Source organism: Streptomyces formicae, from assembly GCF_002556545.1.
GTDB classification, from domain to species: Bacteria; Actinomycetota; Actinomycetes; order Streptomycetales; family Streptomycetaceae; genus Streptomyces; species Streptomyces formicae_A.
In genome coordinates this window covers 6,966,138-6,988,522 of the sequence record NZ_CP022685.1, presented here as the reverse complement: position 1 = coordinate 6,988,522, position 22,385 = coordinate 6,966,138, and the positions used below count along the sequence as shown (strand labels likewise).

The 22,385-nt window shown below is 72.1% G+C and carries 19 protein-coding genes; 3 read left to right on the top strand and 16 right to left on the bottom strand.

The features are described from left to right. Nucleotides 1-4 precede the first annotated feature (4 nt). The 5 genes from KY5_RS30615 to KY5_RS30595 form a co-directional block, all read right to left on the bottom strand. On the bottom strand, nucleotides 5-1,243 hold the full coding sequence (locus KY5_RS30615; RefSeq protein ID WP_234362925.1) for a fatty acid desaturase: 1,239 nt from the start codon (nucleotides 1,241-1,243) through the stop codon (nucleotides 5-7). Beyond that, nucleotides 1,240-2,805 (bottom strand): pyridoxal phosphate-dependent decarboxylase family protein, encoded by a 1,566-nt coding sequence (locus KY5_RS30610; protein ID WP_098245240.1) that lies wholly within the window; start codon nucleotides 2,803-2,805, stop codon nucleotides 1,240-1,242. Before KY5_RS30610 ends, KY5_RS30615 begins: the two co-directional genes overlap by 4 nt. Before the next feature lie 134 nt (nucleotides 2,806-2,939). Beyond that, nucleotides 2,940-3,797: a hypothetical protein gene (locus KY5_RS30605; RefSeq protein ID WP_098245239.1), complete on the bottom strand. Its 858-nt coding sequence runs from the start codon at nucleotides 3,795-3,797 to the stop codon at nucleotides 2,940-2,942. Beyond that, entirely contained in the window at nucleotides 3,770-6,724 is a 2,955-nt protein-coding gene (locus KY5_RS30600) for an AfsR/SARP family transcriptional regulator (protein ID WP_098245238.1), read from the bottom strand. The genes KY5_RS30605 and KY5_RS30600 overlap by 28 nt, the downstream gene beginning before the upstream one ends. After that, nucleotides 6,724-7,761: an EamA family transporter gene (locus KY5_RS30595; RefSeq protein WP_159072616.1), complete on the bottom strand. Its 1,038-nt coding sequence runs from the start codon at nucleotides 7,759-7,761 to the stop codon at nucleotides 6,724-6,726. The genes KY5_RS30600 and KY5_RS30595 overlap by 1 nt, the downstream gene beginning before the upstream one ends. 133 nt (nucleotides 7,762-7,894) lie before the next feature. Here KY5_RS30595 and KY5_RS30590 point away from each other — a divergent pair, with 133 nt between their 5' ends. Beyond that, the gene (locus KY5_RS30590) at nucleotides 7,895-8,446 is read left to right on the top strand and encodes a CGNR zinc finger domain-containing protein (RefSeq protein WP_159072615.1); all 552 of its coding nucleotides are present in this window, start codon (nucleotides 7,895-7,897) and stop codon (nucleotides 8,444-8,446) included. 15 nt (nucleotides 8,447-8,461) lie between these two features. Here the strand turns inward: KY5_RS30590 and KY5_RS30585 are convergent, their stop codons facing one another. The 6 genes from KY5_RS30585 to KY5_RS30560 form a co-directional block, all read right to left on the bottom strand. Beyond that, complete coding sequence (locus KY5_RS30585) at nucleotides 8,462-8,971, bottom strand: YbaK/EbsC family protein (protein ID WP_324965290.1); 510 nt, start codon at nucleotides 8,969-8,971, stop codon at nucleotides 8,462-8,464. A 10-nt stretch (nucleotides 8,972-8,981) separates the two neighbouring features. Then, complete coding sequence (locus KY5_RS30580; protein ID WP_098245235.1) at nucleotides 8,982-10,265, bottom strand: MFS transporter; 1,284 nt, start codon at nucleotides 10,263-10,265, stop codon at nucleotides 8,982-8,984. Then, the gene (locus KY5_RS30575; RefSeq protein ID WP_098245234.1) at nucleotides 10,262-11,146 is read right to left on the bottom strand and encodes an ATP-grasp domain-containing protein; all 885 of its coding nucleotides are present in this window, start codon (nucleotides 11,144-11,146) and stop codon (nucleotides 10,262-10,264) included. Before KY5_RS30575 ends, KY5_RS30580 begins: the two co-directional genes overlap by 4 nt. 114 nt (nucleotides 11,147-11,260) lie before the next feature. Next, nucleotides 11,261-12,613: a peptide ligase PGM1-related protein gene (locus KY5_RS30570; protein ID WP_098245233.1), complete on the bottom strand. Its 1,353-nt coding sequence runs from the start codon at nucleotides 12,611-12,613 to the stop codon at nucleotides 11,261-11,263. A gap of 36 nt (nucleotides 12,614-12,649) precedes the next feature. Continuing rightward, on the bottom strand, nucleotides 12,650-13,708 hold the full coding sequence (locus KY5_RS30565) for an amino acid--tRNA ligase-related protein (RefSeq protein WP_234362924.1): 1,059 nt from the start codon (nucleotides 13,706-13,708) through the stop codon (nucleotides 12,650-12,652). Between the two features lie 55 nt (nucleotides 13,709-13,763). Then, nucleotides 13,764-15,128: an FAD-binding oxidoreductase gene (locus KY5_RS30560; RefSeq protein ID WP_098245232.1), complete on the bottom strand. Its 1,365-nt coding sequence runs from the start codon at nucleotides 15,126-15,128 to the stop codon at nucleotides 13,764-13,766. Between the two features lie 264 nt (nucleotides 15,129-15,392). Here KY5_RS30560 and KY5_RS30555 point away from each other — a divergent pair, with 264 nt between their 5' ends. Beyond that, nucleotides 15,393-16,061, top strand: a complete 669-nt coding sequence (locus KY5_RS30555; protein WP_098245231.1) for a potassium channel family protein — start codon at nucleotides 15,393-15,395, stop codon at nucleotides 16,059-16,061. Further along, the gene (locus KY5_RS30550) at nucleotides 16,061-16,738 is read left to right on the top strand and encodes a potassium channel family protein (protein ID WP_098245230.1); all 678 of its coding nucleotides are present in this window, start codon (nucleotides 16,061-16,063) and stop codon (nucleotides 16,736-16,738) included. Before KY5_RS30555 ends, KY5_RS30550 begins: the two co-directional genes overlap by 1 nt. Before the next feature lie 146 nt (nucleotides 16,739-16,884). Here KY5_RS30550 and KY5_RS30545 read toward each other — a convergent pair whose 3' ends face one another. The 5 genes from KY5_RS30545 to KY5_RS30525 all read right to left on the bottom strand — a co-directional run bounded on the left by KY5_RS30545 (nucleotide 16,885) and on the right by KY5_RS30525 (nucleotide 22,216). Further along, nucleotides 16,885-17,595, bottom strand: a complete 711-nt coding sequence (locus tag KY5_RS30545) for a DUF3159 domain-containing protein (protein ID WP_098245229.1) — start codon at nucleotides 17,593-17,595, stop codon at nucleotides 16,885-16,887. A gap of 3 nt (nucleotides 17,596-17,598) precedes the next feature. Continuing rightward, nucleotides 17,599-17,997 (bottom strand): OB-fold nucleic acid binding domain-containing protein, encoded by a 399-nt coding sequence (locus KY5_RS30540; RefSeq protein WP_079043742.1) that lies wholly within the window; start codon nucleotides 17,995-17,997, stop codon nucleotides 17,599-17,601. A gap of 106 nt (nucleotides 17,998-18,103) precedes the next feature. Then, a complete protein-coding gene (locus tag KY5_RS30535; RefSeq protein WP_055551045.1) occupies nucleotides 18,104-18,787 on the bottom strand; it encodes a response regulator in 684 nt (227 codons plus the stop codon). 38 nt (nucleotides 18,788-18,825) lie between these two features. Beyond that, nucleotides 18,826-21,372 (bottom strand): sensor histidine kinase, encoded by a 2,547-nt coding sequence (locus tag KY5_RS30530; protein ID WP_098245228.1) that lies wholly within the window; start codon nucleotides 21,370-21,372, stop codon nucleotides 18,826-18,828. Nucleotides 21,373-21,523: 151 nt separating this feature from the next. Then, complete coding sequence (locus KY5_RS30525) at nucleotides 21,524-22,216, bottom strand: ABC transporter ATP-binding protein (protein ID WP_098247560.1); 693 nt, start codon at nucleotides 22,214-22,216, stop codon at nucleotides 21,524-21,526. Nucleotides 22,217-22,385: the final 169 nt, after the last annotated feature.

Sequence of the window (22,385 nt, the reverse complement as noted above, 5' to 3'; positions counted from 1 at the left end):
CGAATCAGTCGTCGAACGCGGCATAGAGCTTGCGCTTGCTGACGTCGGCCAGGCGCGCCACGTCGAACTCGGTCGGGTCGGCCACGGCCAGCGAGTCGAAGACGGCGTTGACGGCGGGCACCAGGCCCCACACCTCCCGGTAGGGCGGCCAGCCGGGATGGCCCGAGCGTTCGTCGGCGGCGCGCGCGAAGACGTAGTCGCCCCAGCGGCGGCTCATCGGATGCCGGTGGTGGAAGTCGTGACAGACGGTGTCTCCGGTGAGGACCAGATAGCGCGCGGGGAAGTGGACGAGGAGCATCCGCGCCCACCAGCGGGTCCAGGCGACGAGGGCGGCAAGACCCGTCACCTCCCGTGCGGGCGCCCGCTCCCCGAGGAAGATCGCGTTGGTCAGTCCCGCGAAGTACGCCTTGCCGCGCCGGTCGGACCGGTCGGCGGCGCCGGGGGCCGGGAAGGTGTGCTTGACGCAGAGCCGGAGCGTGTTGCTCACCTGGTAGAAGAAGGTCAGCGGCAGCACCCAGGCGACCAGGACGAACGTCCAGGCGTGCAGCCAGGTCGCGAGCGCCGCGACCAGCGCGAGGAACAGGGCCGCCGCGACGCGCTCCGCCGCCGAGGCGGTGGCCGCGTACGACCGCAGGCGCGAGCGCAGGAAGCGCAGGTGGAACAGTGGCGAGACCAGCTTGCGGAGCAGCACGCGCCACATCCGGCGGCGGCTCATGCCGGGCCGCAGTTCGAGGCTGAGCAGGAAGGCCTGCACGGTGGGGTCGCGCAGCGTCATGTGGTGCACCGCGTGGTGGTCCCTGACGTGTTCGGTGCTGTACTCCTCGAAGTGCTGGATCAGGAGCAGGGCGCAGATGATCCTGCCGACGACGCGGTCGGGGCGCCTGCGGGCCCACATGTTCCGGTGCGCGCACTGGTGGAAGATCATCATCCGTAGGTTGCGCATGCCGTGCAGGGTCATCGCCCAACCGGGCAGCAGCAGGGCGAGCGCCCCGCCGCCGAGCGCGAGCGCGGTGGCGCTGAGGGCGAGCCCGCAGACCATGGAGCACAGGGCGTTGACGAGATGGACGGTGGGCGGGATCCGCAACGGGCGCTGTCCCGTGTGGGGTTTGCCGGTCAGGAGGGTCAGGGGCAGGGCGAGGAAGGCGGGCCGTACCCGCATGGAGTCACGGACTCCGCTGTCGATGGACGGCACGCTGCCCGGGCCCCCGGGAAAGGGGCCGGATTCGGCGACGTACACGGTCACGCCCCTCCGTGATCCGGTGCGGCGGCGGCCGGTCCGTCCTGGGCCGCTTCCATCGCCTCGGCCGTGGCGACGATCCCGGCGACCACGAGGTCCAACTGCTCGGGTGTGGTCGCGGGGTTGAGCAGCATCAGCTTGAGGAAGACCGGGTTCGTGCCGTCCTCGCGCGGCACGCGGGTACGGGCGAGCAGGGCGGTGCCGTCGGACATCAGGCGGCGCCGCAGGGCCCCGTTGAAGGCGTCGGCGTCGGTGTCCGTGCCCGGCAGCCAGCGGAGCAGCACCGTGCTGAGCGCGGGCGCCGCCGCGAGTTGCAGGCGCGGCTCGGCGGCGACCCTGCCCGCCGCGTGCCCGGCGAGTTCGTGGCAGCGGTCGACCAGTTCCGCCATGCCGTCCCTGCCGTGGGAGCGGAGTGTCACCGCGACCTTGAGGGCGTCGACCCTGCGGGTGGCCTGCACGGAGTCGGCGTACAGGCCGTAGTAGCCCGCCGCCTTGTCGTCGTCGGCGTTGAGCGTGGTGGTCTGCTGGGAGAGCGCGTCGAGGGAGTGGGCGTCGCGCACCAGGAAGACGCCGGTGGACGCCGGGGTCCAGCCGAACTTGTGCAGGTCCATGGTGATGGAGTCGGCGTCCGCGATCCCTTCCAGGCGCCCGCGGAGACGGGGCGAGAGCAGCATGCCGCCGCCGTACGCCGCGTCGACGTGCAGCCACACGCCGTACTTGCGGGCCACCGCGACCAGTTCGGGGAGCGGGTCGACCCAGCCCTCGTCGGTGGAGCCCGCGCAGGCGATGATCGCCACGGGCACGGTGTCGGCGGGGAGTTCGGCCAGTACGCGGTCGAGCTCGTCGGGGATCAGGCGGCCCGTGGGGTCGGCGGGCGCCCGCAGGATCGCGTCCTCGCCGATGCCGGTGATGCCCACGGCGCGGCCGATCGAGAAGTGGGTCGCGTCGGAGCAGAGGATCACGGGACGGCGCCCGAGGCCCGCGAGTCCGTCGGCGAAGGGCGTGCCGCCCGACGGAGTGGTCACCACGCTGTCGCGCGCGGCGAGGACCGCCATGAGGTTGGAGAGGGAGCCGCCCGCGGTGAGCGTGCCGCCCGAATCCGTCCCGTAGCCCGCGAGTTCGGCGAGCTCGCGCACCACGTACCGCTCCAGTTCGAGGGCGAAGGGTCCGCTCTCCCAGGCGTGCAGCGACTGGTTGAGGGTGGCGGTGACCAGTTCGGCGGCGATGGCCACGGAGGTCGGCGGGCACTGCATCCTGGCCACGGCGGCCGGATGCGTGAGGTCGACCGCCCAGTTCGCGTACGCCGCGATCAGCTCGCGGAACACCTCGTCGGGCGCCTGCGGGCGCTCGGGCAACAGGGGCCCCTCCAGCGCGCGCCGGGCGGCCTCGGCGACGGCGGGCGGGCCGCCGGGCAGCACGGGCCCCCTGCGGACGAGATGGGCGTCGCGCAGGGTGTCGATCGCCGTGTTGACCAGGGTGCGCAGGTCCTCGAGCCCTTCGGGGGTGCCCGCGGGACGGAAGACCGCTGTTCGCTGCTCGTCTGTTCGCTGCTCGTCGACCGTGGTCATGCCACGACCTCCCTCTTGTGGTGGGTGAAGCAGAAATCGGATGCGGCAGTAACGCGCCGCATCCGATTCCAGGAGGGAGGACTATCCGTGGGCTATCGGCCCGCGATGGGGACGGGCTCCTGACCGTGCTTCCGCTATCGGCCGCAGCGTCTGCCCAGGCCACGCACGTGGGCCGAGCGGCAGAGCCGGGTGACGAACCACTGCTGATGCAGCCCCGCGCCATAGAGGTCGACGAGGACCGTGTCGTCGCGGTGGCGACGGAGGACCGCCCCGACGCCGAGCAACTGGCCGAGCCTGGTGGGTGGTTCGGTCATCCGCGCCGCCCGCCGCCCCGGTGCGAGGGAGAGCAGCCGGGGGTCGTCGACGACGAGGTGCGCGACTTCCTTGTGGAGGTCGTCGGTGACGTCCTGCGCGCTCGCGTTGACCAGGACCGTGCCCCGGGCCAGCCACTCCCCCGCCACACACGTGGCGTTGGAGGCGAGCACGACCAGGTCCGCGCCGAGCAGCGCGTCACGCGCGCTGCGCATCAGGGCGAGCGCCACCTCGTCGTCACCGCCGCGCACGCCGCGCACGCTGCGCGGCGGCCGGGTCCCGCCGTCGGGGCCCGGCGCCCCGTCGTCGTAGAGCGCCACGTGACTCAGGCCCGGCAGCGCGCGGGAGAGCAGGACGAGCGAGGCGTTGTCCATGGCCTCGGCGCCGATCACGCCCGCCGTGATCACTCCGGGGGCGACGAAGGCACGGGCCGCGGCCGCGCACAGGCAGGCCCGCCAGAGCCGCACCGCGGTCGACGCGGGCAGCCGCCACTCCTGCCGGGTCACGCGGTCGTACAGGAGCAGTTCGTCCGCGGCGGCGTCGAAGCGCATCACCGATTCCTCCCCCGTGGCGCCCGACGGCATGGTCAGCGCCTCCCGTACGACATCGACCGCATCGAGGCCCCGCACGGCGCTCTCCGCTTCGCCGGTGGTCAGACGGAGTCGTGGGAAGGGGGACATGACCGCTCTCCTGCCTGCGAGGGTGCAACCAGTGACCGCCCGACCTGCTCCGCGAGTTCCCGGTCGCCGGTCTGCCTGGCCAGTTCCAGCGCCTGGCTCAGGGCGGTCCTTGCGGGGCCCGGCCTGCCCTGGCCCCTGCGCACCAGGCCGAGGCCGTGCAGGGCCCGCACCTCACAGGCCCGGTCGCCGTCGGCGCGCGCGACGCGCAGCGCCCAGTGGAAGCCGCGTTCGGCCGAGCCCAGCCTGCCGGTGCGCAGATGAAGTTGGCCGAAGAGCAGCCGTACGGGCGCCTCCGCCCTGCTGGAGCGGGCGCGGCGGCAGGCGCCGAGCGCCTTGACGAGATGGCGCCTGGCGCGTGGGTAGTCGCCCTCCGCGAGCCTGGCCCGCGCCATGGCGCACAGCACCCGCGCCTGGCCGACCTGGTCGCCCGCGCGGCACAGCGCCCGCAGGCCCGCCGCCCACTGCCGCAGGGCGGTGGCGTCGTGGCCGAGCCTGCGGTTGACGTCGCCGAGCGCGGTGAGGACGAGGCCCGCGCCTCGGTCGTCGCCGAGCGCGGTGAACAGGCCGAGGGCGGTGTCGAAGTGCGCGGCCGCCCGGTCGAGCCTGCCCTGGGCGCTGTGCAGGGAGCCCATCGAGTAGTGGCTGGCGGCGCGGCCGCGCGGGATCTCGTACTGCTCGGTGGCCCCGATCGCCGCGCTCGCGGTCTGCCGCCAGTCGGCGAAGTGGCCGCCCGCGGCGAAGAGGGTGGTGGAGGTGAGCGCCAAGTCCCAGCAGTGCTCGGGGAGTTGGTGGTCGGCCGCTTGCAGCACGGCGGCGGTCAGGCAGCGCCGCTCGCTCTCCAGCCAGGCCATCGGCCTGCGCAGCAGCCGGTCGGTGAACGCCTTGGGCAGCCGCCAGCGGGGCGCGTCGCCGTGCACGAGGAGGAAGTCGCCGCCGTACTCCTTGCGGTGCGCCTCCTCGGCGAGGGCGAGCCAGGTGCCGAGCGTCCTGAGCAGGGCGGCGCGGCGCTCCGGCTGGGGCTCCTCCTGGCGCAGCCGTTCGCGGGCGTAGGCGCGCACCAGGTCAGGAAAGCGGTAGCGGGCGCCCTGGCCCCTGGCGCCGGTGCCCGCCTCGATGAGCCGGGCGTCGACCAGGGTGTCGAGGAGGTCCTCCGCCTCCAGGAGGCTGCGGTCGCACAGGGCCGCGGCGATCCAGCCGGAGAAGTCGGGCGCGTCCAGGAGGGCCAGCCTGCGGAAGAGGGCGCGGGCGGCCGGGTCGAGTGCCTCGTACGACTCCTGGAGGCAGGCCCTGAACTGGAGTTCGCCGTGGACGAGCTCGCCGAGCAGCTGGTCCTCGTCGCCGAGCCGCTCCACCAGGCGCCCGACGGGCCAGTGCGCGCGGGCCGCGAGCCGGGCGCCCGCGATCCGCAGGGCCAGCGGCAGACCGCCGCAGCGGCGGGCCAGGGCGCCGAGCGCCGCGGGGTCGGCGGTGGCCCGCTCGGTACCGAGGATCCGGGTGAGGAACTCCTCGGACTCCTTGCGGCCGAGGACGCAGAGGTCGAGCTGATGGGCGCCGGGCAGTCCGGTGAGCCGGGAGCGGCTGGTGGCGATGACGGCGCACCTGCCGCTGCCCGGGGAGAGCCGCGTCACCTGCTGCTCGCTGACGGCGTTGTCGATGACGATGAGGACGCGGGCCGCGGCGAGCCTGCTGCGGTACAGCTCGGTGCGTTCGCGGGCGTCGTCGGGGATGACGTGCGCGGCCACGCCGAGCGCCCGCAGGAATCCGCCCATCACCTCGTGGGCGCTGCGCGCGGGGTCGCGGAAGCCGCCGAGGTCGGCGTAGAGCTGGCCGTCGCCGAAGACCTCGGACACCTCGTGCGCGGCCCGCACCGCGAGGGTGGACTTGCCCGCCCCCGCCTGGCCGCTGATGGCCATGACGCGCGGCGGCGCGGGAGCACCGTCGGCGCCTTCCTGGTCGGGCAGCAACGCGGCCCTGATCCGGGCGAGTTCGCGCGTACGGCCGACGAAGTCGTGGATGCCGCCGGGCAGTTGGCGGGGCGTGCTGACGATCTCGACGGGCCCCGGCGCCCGGTTGCCCGCGCGCTCGGCCTGCTGGGTCACGAGGTCGAGGCGGGCGTGCCCGGCGAGGATGTCGTGGTGCAGCCTGCGCAGTTCCTCGCCGGGTTCGATGCCCAGTTCGGCGGCGAAGGTGGCGCGCACCCGCTGGTACGTCTCCAGTGCCTCGGCCTGCCGCCCCGAGCGGTACAGGGCGAGCATGAGCTGGGCCTGCGGGGTCTCCCTGAAGGGCTCGGCGGCGGTCAGCGCGTGGAGTTCGCCGATGATCTCGTGGTGCCTGCCGAGCCGCAGGTCGAGCCGGATGCGCTCCTCCGTGGCGGCCATCCTGGCCTCGTCGAGCTTGGTGGCACCGGCCTGCACGATGCGGCTCGGGATGCCGGAGAGCGCGGGGCCGCGCCAGAGCGTCAGGGCCTCGCGCAGGCTGTCGGCGGCCGCCGCGGTGTGGCCCTGCCCCGCGGCCGTACGCCCCTGGGTGACCAGGCTGTCGAACCAGTGGGCGTCGATGTTGTCCTGGGGCAGCGCGAGCATGTAGCCGGGCGAGCGGGTCACGATCAGCGGCGCCTCGCCGACGGCGAGGATGCGGCGCAGCGCCGAGATGCAGATGTGGATCTGGGAGCGCGCGGTGGACGGCGGCGCGTCGTCCCAGACCGCTCTGATGAGGCGGTCGAGCGGGATGACCCGGTTGGCCTCCAGGGCGAGTGCGGCGAGGACGGTCTGCTGGCGGGAGCCGCCCAGGAGCATCGGCTCACCGCCGAGGGACGCCTCCATCGGGCCGAGCAGGCGCATCTGCATGGCGGGCCGGGGCCCTGCCGCGGGGTCCGGGGCGTCGGCGGGCGCGAGGGCGGCGTCGGTGCCGCAGGCCGAGGTGCTCATCACGCCCCCGACCGCAGTAAGCCGGAGCGGGACTCGGGCGCGGGGCGGTCCTGCGGGCCCGCTGGGTCCTGGTCCGTCGGTGGCCGTACGGGCGGCGGGGCCGCGTTGCGGCTGCTCTGGAGGAAGACGACGGCGACCAGGAGGACGAGCCCGCCGACGATCTGCACCGGGGTGACCGCCTGCCCGAGCCAGAGCCAGGCGAGTACCGCGCCGAACAGCGGTTCGAGGGAGATGTTCACCGCACCGGCCTGCGGTCCGACCCGCGCGGCCGCCCACGCGTACAGCAGGAAGGGCACGAACGTGCCGAACACCCCGACCGCGACGGCCCCCGCGAGCAGCGCGGGGTGCTCAAACAGCGCGGGCAGTCCGTGCGGCAGCTGGAAGAGCAGCCAGGCGACGGCCGCGACCGTGAAGCCGCCGGTGTTGGCGACGAGCGTGCCGACGGAGCCCGCGGCTCGCGCGCCGAGCACGGAGAAGGCGGCGACGCCCGCGCCCGCGAGCAGCCCGAGGAGGATGCCGACCGCGTCGATGTCGCCGAGCGGGGTGGTGGGCAGCTCCACGACGAGGGCCACGCTCAGGAGCGCGACGACCAGGCCGAGGACCACACGGGGACTCGGTAGCGTGCGGGTCACCAGGAGCACCCATCCCACGACGAAGGCGGGAGCGAGGTTCTGCAGCACGAGCGCCACGGCCACCGGCAGCTTGTCGATGGCCAGGAAGAGCGCGGCGTTCGACACCGCGACGGCGATGCCGAAGCCGAGCACCGCGCGCCGGTCGACGCGCTTCGCCGCCGGGGCCGCGTGCGCCGACCCCTTCGGGCGCTCCGCGCGCCTCCTCCTGCGCCGTACGGCATAGAGGGCGGCGAATCCGGCGAGGGCCACCCAGGTGCGGACCTCCACCACTTCGAGCGGGTCGGCGCCGCGCGCGAAGAGCTGGCCCGCCGTCGTGCCGCCCAGACCCCACAGGGCCGCCGCGAGCACCATCGCCGCCGGACCGGCGTGGCGGGCCCATGACGAGGGACCTAACCGATGTGTCACGGAACCCCTGCTCCGCTCGGCACCCATGTCCGTCTCTCCCTCTGTGTGGGGGCGGCGGGCCGGCTGGTTGCCCAGAGCACCACCACGAAGTAACCTACAAAAAGTTTTACCGGTTAGTCAATGGAGGGCAGGCATGAAGCGACAGGACGCACCTGGCGCACTGGAGCTGGTCAGGGAGTTCATCAACACGCGCGACCTCGAGACCCGCAGCGACGGCCTCGACTCCCCCGACGACCTGCGGACTTGGCTCGCGAGGCATGAGCTGATCGGCGCCGGGACATCGGTCGACGACGGCGCCTGGCAGACCGCTCTGGAGGTCCGCGAGGCCCTGCGCGCGCTCGCCGCCACCCACTCGGGGCGCGCGATGGACCCGGCGGCCGCGCGCACGCTGGACGCCCTCGCCGCGGACACCGTGATCCGGCTCAGGTTCCGCGACGACGGCACCTCCTACGTGGGCCCCGAGGAGCGGACCGGGGTGCGCACGGCGCTCGGCCGCATCCTGGCGCGGGTCGACGCGGCCGCCCGCGAGGGGACGTGGCCGCGTCTGAAGGTCTGTCCCGCCGAGGACTGTCTGTGGGTCTTCTACGACCACTCCAAGAACCGGTCGGGCACGTGGTGCCAGATGGCCGAGTGCGGAAACCGCGCCAAGGGCCGGGCGTTCCGCGCCCGCCGCACCACCGCGTAGGGGCGCGCCGGACGTCTACCGCGCGATCGGCGCCACCCGCGGCTCGCTCAGCGCGACGAAGTGCTCCGTGCCGAGGGCGATCGAGCGGTCCAGGCGTGCCGCGTTGAAGTAGATCTCGTCGTGGACGAGCAGCTCGGGATCGACGACCAGGTGCAGCCCCGGGTCGAAGGCGAAGGGGATGACGCAGCCGCTGACGCAGCCCGTGATCCGCTCCGCGTGTGCCCGGTCGGCCAGCGAGGCGTCGGCCCCGCCGAACAGCCGCCGCACCTTCTTGAAGTCCACCCGCCGGTCCCCCGGCACCACGGCGAGGACCGTGACGTGCTCCGTGGGGGCCTTCCTGCGCACCTGCACGACCATGCACTTGGCCGCCTGCGCCGGTTCGTGCCCGCGCAGGTCGCTGGCGCGCAGCGTCCGCCCCTCCGCCTCGTGGTCGATGACGCGGTAGTCGGCGAAGGACCCGTCGAGGACGGACATCAGCCGCCGGAAGGCCGCGGTGGGCATCTCCATCGACTTCTCGGGAATCACGGCGGGCTCCTCAGATCTCACGGCGGGAGAAGGTCAGCGCGGCGACGACGGCCGCGACGAGCCCGACGGCTCCGAAGAGCAGCCAGGGCGTGTGGCTGAGCGGGTCGGCGGCGAGCCTGCTGCCCGCGTAGTTGCCCACGCTGCCGCCGAGCGCCCACGACCCCGCGTAGATCCCGAAGAAGCTGGCGCGCGTCGAACCGCCCGCGAACGAGGCGAGGATGAGCTGCGAGGAGAAGAGGATGACGGTCTCGCCCACCGAGTAGAGGGCGACGCAGGCGAGCAGCCACCACGGCGACTGGCTGAGGGAGACCGAGCCGAACCCGACGGCCACCAGGAGATAGCCGAGCGCGGGCATCAGCCGTGCTCCGTAGCGGTCGTGGAGCCGCTTGACGAACAGGATGCTGGTGATGCCGACGACTCCGTTCGCCAGGTAGAGCACGCTGATCCAGTTGGTGTCGGCCAGCGCGTCCGAGCGCAGCGGGACCGCGACCCCCAGCTGTGTGAAGAGGAACCACCACGGGAGCATCAGCAGCCAGAAACCGACGAACCAGCGGTGGCCGAGGACGTGCGTGAAGTGCCTCAACACGCTCTGCGGCGCCTCCGGTTCACGCCCGCCGCCCGGCATCGTGATCCCGCGGACCACCAGGAGCAGCAGGACGAAGAGCAGGCCGCTGGCGACGAACGGCGCCCTCGGCCCGACCGCGAGCAGCGCGGCGGCGAGCGCGGGGCCGCCGATCACCCCGGCGTTCAGGAGGGCGTTCTCCAGGGCGAAGGCGCGGGACCTGAGGGGTTCGGGCTGGGCGGCGAGCAGCGCGCTGACCGGCGCCTCGTAGATCGCCCCCACACCGGCGAGGAACGCCGAGACGAGGAGCTGACCCGTGCCGTGGCCGAGGCCGAGCCCGAGGAAGCCGATGCCGCGCGCGAGCGCGCCGACCGCCATGACGATGCGCGGGTCGTACCGGTCGGCGAGCGGCCCCGCCACGACGGGCGTCAGCCGCGCGGCGAGCAGGAACACGGTCAGCGTGGTGCCGATCTGCACGGCGGACGCGTGGTCGACCGTGGTCAGCTTCACGGCGAGCAGCGGGAACGCCACGTACGTCGCGGCGTTCATGACGAAGAGCGTGGCCAGGCCGAGCTTCACGGGGCGCGGCAGCTCGGCGATGGCCCGGAGCCGGTCCTTCCCGCGGGCACGCCCGCTCCCGGCCCCCGCCGCCTCCTCCACCGCTGTCTCGTCCGCCGTTGTCTCGTCCGCCGCTGTCTCCTCTGATGTGGGTGGTTCCTGCACGCTCGTCATACCGTCCGCTCCACGTACCGCAGGACCGCATGGCAGATGCGGCTCTGCTCCTCCTCGTCGACGAAGTACCAGCCCGGAGTGTTGTTGATCTCGACGATCCGGTAGCCGTCCGGGCTCGGCAGGAAGTCCAGGGCCGCGATCGTGATCCCCATGAGCCGGGCCGCCCTGCGCGAGACGTCGAGCAGTTCCTCGTCCGCCTCGAAGGGCACGGACGTGGCGCCCTGCATGATGTTGGCCTTCCAGAGGCCGCCGCCGGCAGGCACGCGACGGCAGTTGAGCACCGGCTCGTCGCCGACCAGCGTGATGCGCACGTCCCCGTCCGGGTGCGGCAGATAGGGCTGGCAGACCAGGACCGGATACGTCGCGAAAAGCCGGTCGACCACGGCCCGGTCCGCCGGATCGGTGCGGACGTCGAAGACCCGCTCGACGTCCGTACCGCCGTAGCCGAAGGACGGCTTCAGGACCAGCGGCCCCCACTCGTCCAGGGCGTCGGCGACGTCCGCGAGCGAGCCGCAGGACCGGGTGGGTGCCACGGGCAGGCCCGCGGCGGCGAGCCGGTGCAGGCCCTGGAGCTTGCACTCGGCGGTGAGATAGGTGAAGGCCGGGTCGAGCACGGTGACGCCGGGGACCTCGCTGAGCAGCGCGTAGCGCTCGTGGTCGGCCTGGAAGGTCGCGGGCCGCAGTTCGGCCCGCGACACGATGACGTCGAAGTGACGGACGGGAATGCCGAGCGCGGTGGGTTCGGAGCCGCCCGGGGTGCGGGTCAGCGCGATGTCGTCGAGCGTGAACAGGACGACGTCGTGCCCGCGCTCCTTCCCCGCGTGCAGCAGCCCGACCGACTCCGTCTCCTCCCGGTCCCAGCCGAGAATTCCGATGCGCATGACGCCTCCAGATAGCGAAGTGAAGTGGGGCTCGTAAGGGGCCCCGACAAGGGCGCGGGGAACTGCGCGACCAGCCACGTCGGACCCGCAGCCGCCCCACGTCCGACGGAGCCGCTACGCGGCTGCCCCGCACCGAAGGTGCGACTCGACCTCCGCCTCCAGGCGCACGGCCTGCGCCCGGTCGAGCCCGATGGAGACGAGCTCGACGGTCCCGGTCGTCTGCGTGCTGTCGGTGGCCACGATCACCCCCACCCCCCGCTCCGCGGAGAACAGCCGCCCCGTCTCGCGCAGATGGGCGAGCAACTCCCCCAGACTCCGCGCGGGCAGCGAGTTGTGGGAGACCACGACATGCGTTCGCAGATAGTCCGCCCCGAGCAGCCTGCGCGCGATGACGTCGATGTTCGTGGCACCGCCCGCCCGCCCGTTGAACTCGGTGTAGAGCATCCGCCCTTGCTGGTCGAGTACGGCGTCGATGTTGATGAGCCCGTGGTAACCGATGCGCTGGGCGAGCAGCGCGATCTGCTGGCTGTCGGCGCACAGTTGGGCGTGGTCCGCGACCGCGAGGCCCTGCGGCGGGAAGACGTAGCCCTTCCACACCGGCTCCATGCGCATGTCGCCGTAGTTGAGCAGTACCGGCGCGGTGCGCGGCGGTATGTACAGCTCGGAGGAGAGCGTCTTGGCGTACGGGTGGTAGACCTCCACGACGATGCGCGCGCCCGCCGTGTAGCGCGGCAGGACCGGCGGCTCGGCGAGTCCCACCTCGGCGAGCGCGTCGCGCACCCGCGTCCGTTCCGTGCCCGCGATCCGCAGCACCCGGTAGGCGCCGAGGCCGACCACGTCGGGGTCGGTGGTCACCAGGACGTTGCCGTCGCCGCCGGAGTTCTGGTCCTGCTTGACGATCACCGAACCGGTACGGGGCATCAACTCCGTGACCGCGTCGATGAGTTCGGGGCCGGGGTCGCTGACGCGGCCCTCGGGCACCGGCACCCCGGCGGCGAGCGCGAGGGCGCGGAACACCGACTTGGTGTTGACCAGTTCGACCATGTTCTGCGCGAACGGCTGCGCCTCGACGTGGTCGACCCCGAGCAGCGTCTCCCAGCGGGCGACGTCCCTGTCGTGCAGATAGCAGCCGACGGACCACGCGTCCGCGCCGAGGCCGCTCGCCGCGATGCGGTCGCGCAGCTCCTCGACGAGCCCGGGGTTGCTGTCCGGGTACCAGCTCGCCGAGGTCTGGTCGCGCAGGCTCAGTACGGTGAACTCCTCCGGCAACAGGCCCAGCGTGTCGGCGAGATAGCCGAGGAAGTCCTTGTTGACGGGCCCGGGAATGACGGCGATGTCACCGCTCTCCAACGACCAGAGAAGCCGGTCGCCGATCACGTCGTAGAACGGCCGTACGTCGACGGGTATGTCCTCGGGACGCGCCACCATGGCGCGGCTGTTGGGATTGGCGAAGAGGATTTTCGGCATGCCAAGAACTCCTTTCGTGCGACGGTGGTGGCGTTCTCAGGGACGGTCCACGCTGTCGGGCCACGACTTCTCCTCGGCGACCCGCGAGATCAGCGGAATGTCACGGATGTCGTCGTGCTTGAGGACCCACATCAGGAACCGCTCGACGCCCATGCCGAACCCGGAGGTATGCATGGGGAATTCGTCCTTCATGTTCACGTACCAGGCGTAGTCGCGCTCCGGCACGTCGTGCATGGCGAGCGCCTTGCGCACGTCGCCGCTGCCGATGTGCCGCTCCCCGGAACCGACGACCTCGCCCATGCCGAACAGCAGGTCCGCGTTGTTGGCGCTGCGCTGACTGCTGTCCGAGAAGGCCTGGTAGAAGGGGTTGGAGAGGTGGTCGAAGTGGGTGACCCAGACGAATTCGCTGACCCGTTCCATGAGCAGGTGCTCCCCGCGCTTGGTCAGCGTCCGCCAGTCGCCCTCGTCGCGGATGGTGCCCTCGTCGTTCCTGAGCAGGTGGGCCGCCTCGTCGAAGGTGAGCCGCTCGAAGCCGCCGGAGTGCCCGGCCATCCGCTCCAGGTGCGCGACGTCGCCCGCCCGTTCGGCCAGCCTGGCCCCGTACTGGTCGAGCATGCTGCCCGCGAGGTGGCGCACATAGCCCTCGACGTACTCGATCAGGTCGTCGAGCCCGCCCGGGATCTCGGCCTCGCTGTGGACGTACTGGCCCAGGTGGGTGCGGTCGGGCTGCTCGCCGCGGAAGGACGGCAGGACGTTGTAGCAGCCGCCGGGCGCGAGCCTGCAGCCGTACTCCAGGAGGAACTGCATGGAGTCGGGCAGATAGGTGTCCACTCCGGAGACCGTCACCGGCACCGGCTCCGAGTCGCTGCCGAGCCCGGTCGGGCAGGTGATGGTCCGCGTCGTCATCGGCAGGTACATCGCCCGCAGGCCGCGGGAGTGGGCGTACTCCACGGTCGCCCTGAGCACCAGGTCCTCCAGATCGGCGACCAGGCCGTACCAAGGGGAGCGCAGTGCGCGGATGAAGGCGTCCGGCTCCGCGCCCCAGGTGCGCGGCGGCGCGAAGTGCCCGGCGGTCCCCATGATGCTCTTCTGCATGATCCTCACTCCTTCTGACTCATGACTTCTGGCTCACGACTTCTGGCTCATGAATTCATTCGCTGGGGCGGATGTTCTGATTGCCCCGGAAGAGGTTGCGCGGGTCGTATTTGCCTTTCACCTCGGCGAGTTGCCGGTAGCGCGGGCCGCCGTAGGTGTCCATGGCACGGGAATTCCCGTGATCCTCCTGGTAATTGACGTAGACGCCGTCGTGCCGCCAGGAGTCGAGCCGCCCGATGGTGCGCCGGGACCACGCGGCGTTGCGGTCGTCGTCGGCCGCGTCGGTCCAGTGCGCGGAGGCCGTGCAGATGTAGGGGGCGTCGCGGTTGGGGAAGGCGGATTCCGCGCCGCCCTTCGCGATGGCGCCGCGCAGGAATTCGAAGTCGATCGTGGAGAGCGGCGCGGGGATCTCCGTCGTGGCGGCGGCGAGTTCGTCCGCCGCCGCCGACATCCCGGTGAGGTAGCAGGACTTGGTGTAGTAGCGGTGCCCGTGCGGCTCGGACGTGTCGCCGAGTGCCTGGAGCGCGGCGTAGGAGAGGACTTCCTCGGCGGCCCCCGCGGGGGCGAGGGCGCCGTGCAGCGCCTCGGTGGCGGCCCGCCCCTGCCCGGGGTCGCCGAACCAGGCCGTGGAGAGGTGAAGGGCGGGGCGCCCGTCGAGCCCCTCGGGCACCCAGGCGTTCGCCACCGCCCGGCGCAGCGTGCCGACCGCGTGCAGGTCGGCGCCCTGTGCCTCGGCGAACTCCTGGTAGGCGGCGAGGACGGGGCCCGCCCGGTCCACGGGGTACACCGCGCGCCGGAGGTACACGGGCCCGACCGGACGCAGCCGCAGCGTGAAGCGGGTGACCACGCCGAAGTTCCCGCCGCCGCCGCGCAGCGCCCACAGCAGCTCGGGGTGGCTGTGCCCGGTCGCCTCGACGATGCTCCCGTCGGCCAGGACGACCTCGGCGGCCTCCAGGTGGTCGCAGGTCAGGCCCCACTTGCGGGCGAGCCAGCCGTAGCCGCCACCCAGCGCGAGCCCGCCGAGCCCGGTGTGCGAGACGACTCCGGCGGGACACGCGAGTCCGTACGGCGTGGTGGCCGCGTCCAGGTCGCCCAGGAGGCAGCCGCCCTCGGCCGTGACGAGCCCGGCGGCCGCGTCGACCCGCACCCCGCGCATCGGCGCCAGGTCGATCAGGAGCGCGCCGTCGGCGACCGAGGTGCCCGCGACGTTGTGCCCACCGCCGCGTACCGAGACGGGAAACCCCTCGGCCACCGCGTACCGCAGCGCCGCGGCGACGTCGCCGGACCGCTGGCAGCGGGCGATCAGCGCGGGCCGCCGGTCGATCGTGCCGTTCCACACCCGGCGCACCGCGTCGTACTCCGGATCGCCGGGGCCGAGCACCGCCCCGGTGAAGTCCCCGCCAAGCCTGTTCGCCACCATGCCCGCCGCCCTCGTCCGACCCTCGGCGCCTCAGCCGCCCTGTCTCCACCCAGTGCACGGAAGGGGACTATCGGGCGCCTATCAGCCCGCGATCGGACGCGGGTGAGCACACGGGTGAGTGCAAGGGAGCCATTGCGGCTTAAGCTCGTCTCTTGGCAACGCCGCACGCTGTTGCCCCGTTGTTGCCAGCAGACTGAGAGAGAAGAGTGAGCACGATGTTTTCGCAGGTCAGCGGGATGACCAGGAGTGCGGGGTAAAGGACAGGTGCACATCGTCATCATGGGCTGCGGCAGAGTCGGGTCCGCTCTCGCGCAGAACCTCGAACAACAGGGGCACACGGTCGCGGTCGTGGACCAGGACCCCACGGCCTTCCGCCGCCTCGGCTCCGGTTTCGGCGGCCGCCGGGTGACCGGCGTCGGCTTCGACCAGGACACCCTGCGCGAGGCGGGCATCGAGGAGGCGGGCGCGTTCGCCGCGGTCTCCAGCGGCGACAACTCGAACATCATCGCCGCGCGGGTCGCCCGCGAGATGTTCGGCATCGAGAACGTCGCGGCCCGCATCTACGACCCGCGCCGCGCGGAGGTCTACCAGCGCCTGGGCATCCCGACGGTCGCCACGGTCCGCTGGACCGCCGACCAGATGCTGCGCAGGCTGCTCCCGTCCGGCGCCGAGCCGCTGTGGCGCGACCCCACCGGCGGTGTGCAGCTCGCCGAGGTGCACGCGTCGACCGCGTGGATCGGACACAAGATCAGCCAGCTCCAGGAGGAGACCGGCGTACGCGTCGCCTTCCTCACCCGGCTGGGCGAGGCGGTCCTGCCGACCTCGCAGACGGTGCTTCAGGAAGGCGATCTGGTGCACGTGATGATGCGCACCGGCGACGTGGACAAGGTAGAGGCGGCGTTCGCCGAAGGCCCCGAGGAGGGCGGTCACTGATGAGGGTCGCCATTGCCGGAGCCGGTGCGGTGGGCCGTTCCATCGCCGGTGAGCTCCTGGAGAACGGCCACGAGGTCCTTCTCATCGACAAGGCACCGACCGCCATCTCGGTCGAGCGCGTCCCGCAGGCCGAGTGGCTGCTCGCCGACGCCTGCGAGATCACCTCGCTCGACGAGGCGGCGCTGCAGCGCTGCAACGTCGTGATCGCCGCGACCGGCGACGACAAGGTCAACCTCGTCGTCTCGCTGCTCGCCAAGACCGAGTACGGCGTCCCGAGGGTCGTCGCCCGCGTGAACAACCCCAAGAACGAGTGGCTCTTCAACGAGTCCTGGGGCGTCGACGTCGCGGTCTCCACGCCTCGGCTGATGTCCGCGCTCGTCGAGGAGGCGGTGAGCGTCGGCGATCTCGTCCGCCTCCTCCGCTTCAGCCACGGCGACGCGAACCTCGTCGAGCTGACGCTGCCGCCCGAGTCGGCCCTCGCGGGCACGCGGGTCGGCGACGTCCAGTGGCCCGAGGACACGTCCCTGGTCACGATCATCCGCGGCACACGGGTGCTGGCGCCGACGCCCGACGATTCCCTGGAGGCGGGCGACGAGCTCCTCTTCGTCGCGGCACAGGCCCGCGAGGAGCAGCTCGAGGATCTTCTCTCCGTGCGCCGCGAGGACGCGGTGGGCTGAGGCCCCGCCCCGTAAGGGGCGCGGGGAACTGCGCGAGCAACCACGAAAAAGCCGCAGTCGCGTCTGCTCGGTGATCCGGCAGACGCGACTGCGGCTTTTCGCGCGCTGAGCGCGCAGTTCCCCGCGCCCCTTACGGGGCGCATCCCCTAGGACCGCGCGGCCTTGCGCTCCTCCTCCGCCTCCATCTCAGCGAAGACGTCAATCGGCGGCGGCGCCTTCGCCAGGAAGACCCAGGTCAGATAGACGGCGAGCAGGAACGGCGGGATCTTCAGGGCGACCAGGACCCAGCCGAACTGCGTCGTGTCCGCCCACCAGTAGAGCGGGAAGAGGATCGCGCACTTGGCGAGCAGGATCAGGCCCCAGGCCCAACTGGCCTTCGCGTACGCCTTCTTGCGGCCCGGATTGCGGGTCCGCCAGGAGAGGTTCTCCTTGAAGACCGGGCCCAGGATCAGGCCGATCAACGGGACGCCCGCGAGGGTCGTGATGATGTAGGCAAGGGCGAGGCCCAGCGTGTAGAGCATGCCGGGCAGGTAGAAGTCCTTGGCGTTGCCGGTCATCATCGCGAAGACCACACCGAAGGCGACTCCGAAGACGCCGCTGAAGGCGTGCTTGACGGTGTCCTTCATGACCAGGCGGACCACGACGAGCACCAGGGACACCGCGAGGGCCGCGATGGCCGACATGTGCAGGTCCTTGTTGATCGTGAAGATGGTCACGAAGAGCAGGCCGGGGACGACCGTCTCCACCATGCCCCGCACGCCGCCGAATGCCTCGAAGAGCGCGGCTTCGGTCACGGCCCTGGAATCGGCTTCCTGATCCGTGGTTCCCTGGTCCGTCGGCTTGTCGAGGGACGTCACCGGCTACTCCCGTCCGAGGGGTCTGAGTTCGTACTTCGGGTTGAAGAGCACCCGGCGGCCCCTGCTCATCGAGATCCGGCCGGACGCGATCAGCTTGCGCCCCGGTTCTATCCCCACGATGGAGCGCCTGCCGAGCCACACCACGTCCAGCGCCGCCGAACCGTCGAAGAGCTCGGCCTCCAGGGCCGGGACTCCGGCGCGTGGCCGCAGGGTGACCGTGCGCAAGGTACCAGTAACCGTGACGATCTGGCGGTCGTGGCAGTCGCCGATGCGGACGCATCCCGCCGTCTCGGCGTCCTCACGCAGCTCCTCCGACTCCAGGTCCTCCTGCGAGGAGGACAGCCGGTCGAGCATGCGCCGGAAACGGCCTGCCGGCTTTTCGGAACCAGGAACAGCACTCATAACAGAAGCGTACCGGGGGACGCGGACACAGCGGCATGGGGTGCGCTCATCTGTGCTTATGCCCGCTCAGTACCCGCTTTCCACCCCGCTGAAGCAGCCGATCCGGTCACTTCTCGAAGCGGTAGCCCATCCCCGGTTCGGTGATGAAGTGCCGGGGGTGCGCGGGGTCCGTCTCCAGCTTGCGGCGCAGCTGTGCCATGTAGACGCGCAGATAGTTCGTCTCCGTGCCGTACGAGGGGCCCCAGACCTCCTGGAGCAGCTGCTTCTGGCTGACCAGGCGGCCCGTGTTGCGGACCAGGACCTCCAGGAGGTGCCACTCCGTAGGGGTCAGGCGTACGTCGCGGCCGCCCCTGTTGACCTTCTTGGCGGCCAGGTCGACGGTGAAGTCCTCGGTGTCCACCATGACGTCGTCGTCGCCGGACCCGGTGGGCTCGGCCCTGCGGACGGCGGCGCGCAGGCGGGCCAGGAGCTCGTCCATGCCGAAGGGTTTGGTGACGTAGTCGTCCGCGCCCGCGTCCAGGGCCTCGACCTTCTCGTCCGAGCTGTGCCGGGCGGAGAGGACGAGGATCGGCACGCGCGTCCAGCCGCGCAGGCCCCTGATGACCTCCACGCCGTCCATGTCGGGCAGACCGAGGTCGAGCACGATCACGTCGGGGTGGCGGGCCGCCGCGAGCTGCAGCGCCGTCGCGCCGTCGGGGGCCGCGTCCACCTCGTACTTGCGCGCCTTCAGGTTGATCACGAGGGCGCGTACGATCTGCGGCTCGTCGTCGACCACGAGCACCCGGGTCATGCGTACCTGCCTTTCCGGCTTCTGGAACTGGGCCTGGGTCACGAGACGACCTGGGCGGAGAGATCGGGGCGGACCGGCGGCCGCCCGGCCGCCGCCCGCAGGGTGAGGACCATGGTGAGGCCGCCGCCGGGGGTGTCCTCGGCGGTGAGCGTGCCGCCCATGGCCTCGACGAAGCCCCGGGCGACCGCGAGGCCCAGGCCCACGCCCGCGCCGCGCGGAGCGTCACCGTAGCGCTGGAACGGCGCGAAGATGCGGTCCTTGGCAGGATCGGGGACACCGGGCCCCCGGTCCACCACGCGGACCTCCACGCGCTCGCCCAGGGCGCTCGCGGAGACCTTCACGGGCTCGCCGTCGGGGGCGTACTTCACGGCGTTCTCGACGATGTTGGCGACCGCGCGCTCCAGGAGCCCCTTGTCCACGGCGACCATCGGCAGCGTCTCGGGGATGTCGAGTTCCGCGCTGCCGTCGGGTACGCCGCCGAGCGCCATGGGCACGACCTCGTCGAGGTCGATCTCGCGGATGAGCGGGGTGACGGTGCCGGTCTGGAGGCGGGACATGTCCAGGAGGTTGCCGACGAGGTGTTCCAGCCGGTCGGCGCCGTCCTCGATGCCCTCCAGGAGCTCGGCCTCGTCCTCCTCGGACCATTCGACGTCGTCGGAGCGCAGCGAGGACACGGCCGCCTTGATGCCCGCGAGCGGGGTGCGCAGGTCGTGGCTGACGGCGGCGAGCAGCGCGGTGCGGATGCGGTTGCCCTCGGCGAGGGTGCGGGCCTGGTCGGCCTCGGACTGCAGGCGCTTGCGGTCCAGGACGACGGCGGCCTGCGCGGCGAACGCGGCGAGCACCCGGCGGTCCTCGGCGGGCAGCACCCGGCCGGAGAGCGCGAGCGCCATGTGGTCGCCGACGGGCATGTCCACGTCGGCGTCCTCGGGGCGAACCATCGGACGGCCGTCGCCGACGCTGCCCGCGCAGGTCCAGGGATCGGTGTCCCCCGCGCGTTCCAGGAGGGCGACGGACTCCATGGCGAAGGTCTCGCGGACCCGTTCCAGGAGGGCCTCCAGGCTGGTCTCGCCGCGCAGCACGCTGCCCGCGAGGAACGAGAGTATTTCCGACTCGGCGCGCAGCCTGGCCGCCTGGTGGGTGCGCCGGGCGGCGAGGTCGACGACCGAGGCCACCGACACCGCGACGCCCACGAAGACGGCGATCGCGACGATGTTCTTGTTGTCGGAGACCGTCCACAGGTGCAGCGGCGGCGTGAAGAAGTAGTTGAGGAGCAGCGAGCCGAACGCCGCCGACGCCAGGGCGGGCAGGAGCCCGCCGAGCAGTGCCGCCGCCACGGTCAGCGTGAGGAACAGCAGCATGTCGTTGGCGAGACCGAGGTCGGCGTCGACGTTGGTGAGCAGCAGGGTCAGCAGCGCGGGGCCCCCGACACCCACCAGCCACCCCCAGATGATGCGGGAGCGGCCGAGCCGCGCGCCGCGCGCGACGGGCAGCCCGCGGCCCTTGGCCACCTCGCCGTGCGTGACGATGTGGACGTCCAGGTCGGGCCCCGACTCGCGGGCGACGGTCGCGCCGACGCCGGGCCCGAAGACGTACTGCCAGGTCTTGCGGCGCGAGGAGCCGAGGACGATCTGGGTGGCGTTGACGCCGCGCGCGAAGTCGAGGAGCGCGGCCGGTATGTCGTCGCCGATGACGTGGTGGAAGGTGCCGCCGAGGTCTTCGACGAGGGTGCGCTGGAGCGCGAGCTCCTTGGGCGACGCGGCGGTCAGGCCGTCGCTGCGGGCGATGTAGACGGCGAGGATCTCACTGCCGGAGCCCTTGGCCGCCATGCGGGACGCGCGTCTGATCAGCGTGCGGCCCTCGGGCCCGCCGGTCAGGCCGACGACGATCCGCTCGCGGGCCTGCCAGGTGGAGCGGATGTTGTGCTCGCCCCGGTATTGCTGGAGGTACTCGTCGACGCGGTCGGCGACCCAGAGCAGCGCGAGTTCGCGCAGCGCGGTGAGGTTGCCGGGCCGGAAGTAGTTGGACAGGGAGGCGTCGATGCGGTCCGGCTTGTAGATGTTGCCGTGCGCCATGCGGCGGCGCAGCGCCTGGGGCGACATGTCGACCAGCTCGATCTGGTCGGCGCGGCGCACCACCTCGTCGGGCACCGTCTCGCGCTGTCGTACGCCGGTGATGGACTCCACGACGTCACCGAGCGACTCCAGGTGCTGGATGTTCACGGTGGAGACGACGTCGATCCCGGCCTGGAGGAGCTCCTCGACGTCCTGCCAGCGCTTGGCGTTGCGCGAGCCGGGGACGTTGGTGTGGGCCAGCTCGTCGACCAGGGCGACGGCGGGGGCGCGCTCCAGGACCGCGTCCACGTCCATCTCGGTGAACGCCGTGCCCCGGTACTCCAGGTCCTTGCGGGTCACCTGCTCCAGGCCGTGCAGCATCACCTCGGTGCGCGGCCTGCCGTGGTGCTCCACGAACGCGACCACGCAGTCGGTGCCGCGCTCGACACGACGGTGTGCCTCGGAGAGCATCGCGTACGTCTTGCCGACGCCCGGTGCCGCACCGAGGTATATCCGAAGCTTGCCGCGTGCCATGGCCCCATTGTCTTCCCGAAACTGCTGTGTACGCAGCGTCGACCTTACGGCCACCAATTCCGGCATTACGGACGAGGGGGTGCGGGGGCGCGGTCCTTGACAGAACCCTGATGCGGGCGGGACAGGGCCGTGTGCCCGCGGAACAGGGGCCTTACGCGTGCAGGGCGGGGGCCGCTCCGTGCTCGACGATCTCGCCGTCGCCCAGTTCGAGGACCCGGTCGGCGAGGCCGAGGAGCGTCGCGTCGTGGGTGGCGACCAGGGCGGTGACGCCCTCGCTGCGCACGACCGCGCGGAGCAGCTCCATCACCGCGAGCCCCGTCTCCGCGTCGAGCTGCCCGGTGGGCTCGTCCGCGATCAGCAGGGCGGGCTTGTTGGCGAGGGCGCGGGCGATGGCCACCCGCTGCTGCTGCCCTCCGGAGAGCTCGCCCGGGCGCTGCTCGGCGTGGTCCGCGAGGCCGACGAGGGCGAGCAGCAGGGCGACCCGCTCCTCCCGCTCGCGCGGGTCCGTCCGGCAAAGACGCAGGGGTACGCCGACGTTCTCGGCCGCACTGAGGATCGGGATGAGCCCGAAGGACTGGAAGATGAAACCGACCCGGTCCCTGCGCAGCTCCAGGAGGCCGCTCTCGCCGAGGTCACCGAGTTCGAGGCCGTCGACGGTGATCCTGCCCGCGTCGGGGGCGTCGAGCCCGCCGACGAGGTTGAGCAGTGTGGTCTTGCCGGATCCCGAGCGCCCCTTGAGGGCGACGAGTTCGCCGCGCGGCACGCTGAAGGAGACCCCGCGCAGCGCGTGCACGGCCGAGGCCCCGCTGCCGTACGTCCGGTGGAGATCCTCCACGACGACCATGTCCCCGGCACCCACGACCACTGCACGCTCCCCTGGTACGCCCCTGGGTCCGCAGGGGCCGGGCGCCAGTATCGTCATCCGACGCCCGGCCCGACAAGGGCTGGATCAGCGGGGATTGTCCGCGTGGGTCAGGGTTTCCCAGGCCACGAAGAGGCCCTTGACGCAGTGC

Excerpts from the sequence above, each read along its gene's own strand:
- KY5_RS30610 (WP_098245240.1), bottom strand. The coding sequence starts at position 2,805 with ATGACCACGGTCGACGAGCAGCGAACAGACGAGCAGCGAACAGCGGTC.
- KY5_RS30570 (WP_098245233.1), bottom strand. The coding sequence starts at position 12,613 with ATGCCGAAAATCCTCTTCGCCAATCCCAACAGCCGCGCCATGGTGGCG.
- KY5_RS30600 (WP_098245238.1), bottom strand. The coding sequence starts at position 6,724 with ATGAGCACCTCGGCCTGCGGCACCGACGCCGCCCTCGCGCCCGCCGAC.
- KY5_RS30575 (WP_098245234.1), bottom strand. The coding sequence starts at position 11,146 with ATGCGCATCGGAATTCTCGGCTGGGACCGGGAGGAGACGGAGTCGGTC.
- KY5_RS30530 (WP_098245228.1), bottom strand. The coding sequence starts at position 21,372 with ATGGCACGCGGCAAGCTTCGGATATACCTCGGTGCGGCACCGGGCGTC.
- KY5_RS30560 (WP_098245232.1), bottom strand. The coding sequence starts at position 15,128 with ATGGTGGCGAACAGGCTTGGCGGGGACTTCACCGGGGCGGTGCTCGGC.
- KY5_RS30580 (WP_098245235.1), bottom strand. The coding sequence starts at position 10,265 with ATGACGAGCGTGCAGGAACCACCCACATCAGAGGAGACAGCGGCGGAC.
- KY5_RS30525 (WP_098247560.1), bottom strand. The coding sequence starts at position 22,216 with ATGGTCGTCGTGGAGGATCTCCACCGGACGTACGGCAGCGGGGCCTCG.
- KY5_RS30590 (WP_159072615.1), top strand. The coding sequence starts at position 7,895 with ATGAAGCGACAGGACGCACCTGGCGCACTGGAGCTGGTCAGGGAGTTC.
- KY5_RS30550 (WP_098245230.1), top strand. The coding sequence starts at position 16,061 with ATGAGGGTCGCCATTGCCGGAGCCGGTGCGGTGGGCCGTTCCATCGCC.
- KY5_RS30565 (WP_234362924.1), bottom strand. The coding sequence starts at position 13,708 with ATGCAGAAGAGCATCATGGGGACCGCCGGGCACTTCGCGCCGCCGCGC.
- KY5_RS30540 (WP_079043742.1), bottom strand. The coding sequence starts at position 17,997 with ATGAGTGCTGTTCCTGGTTCCGAAAAGCCGGCAGGCCGTTTCCGGCGC.
- KY5_RS30605 (WP_098245239.1), bottom strand. The coding sequence starts at position 3,797 with ATGTCCCCCTTCCCACGACTCCGTCTGACCACCGGCGAAGCGGAGAGC.
- KY5_RS30535 (WP_055551045.1), bottom strand. The coding sequence starts at position 18,787 with ATGACCCGGGTGCTCGTGGTCGACGACGAGCCGCAGATCGTACGCGCC.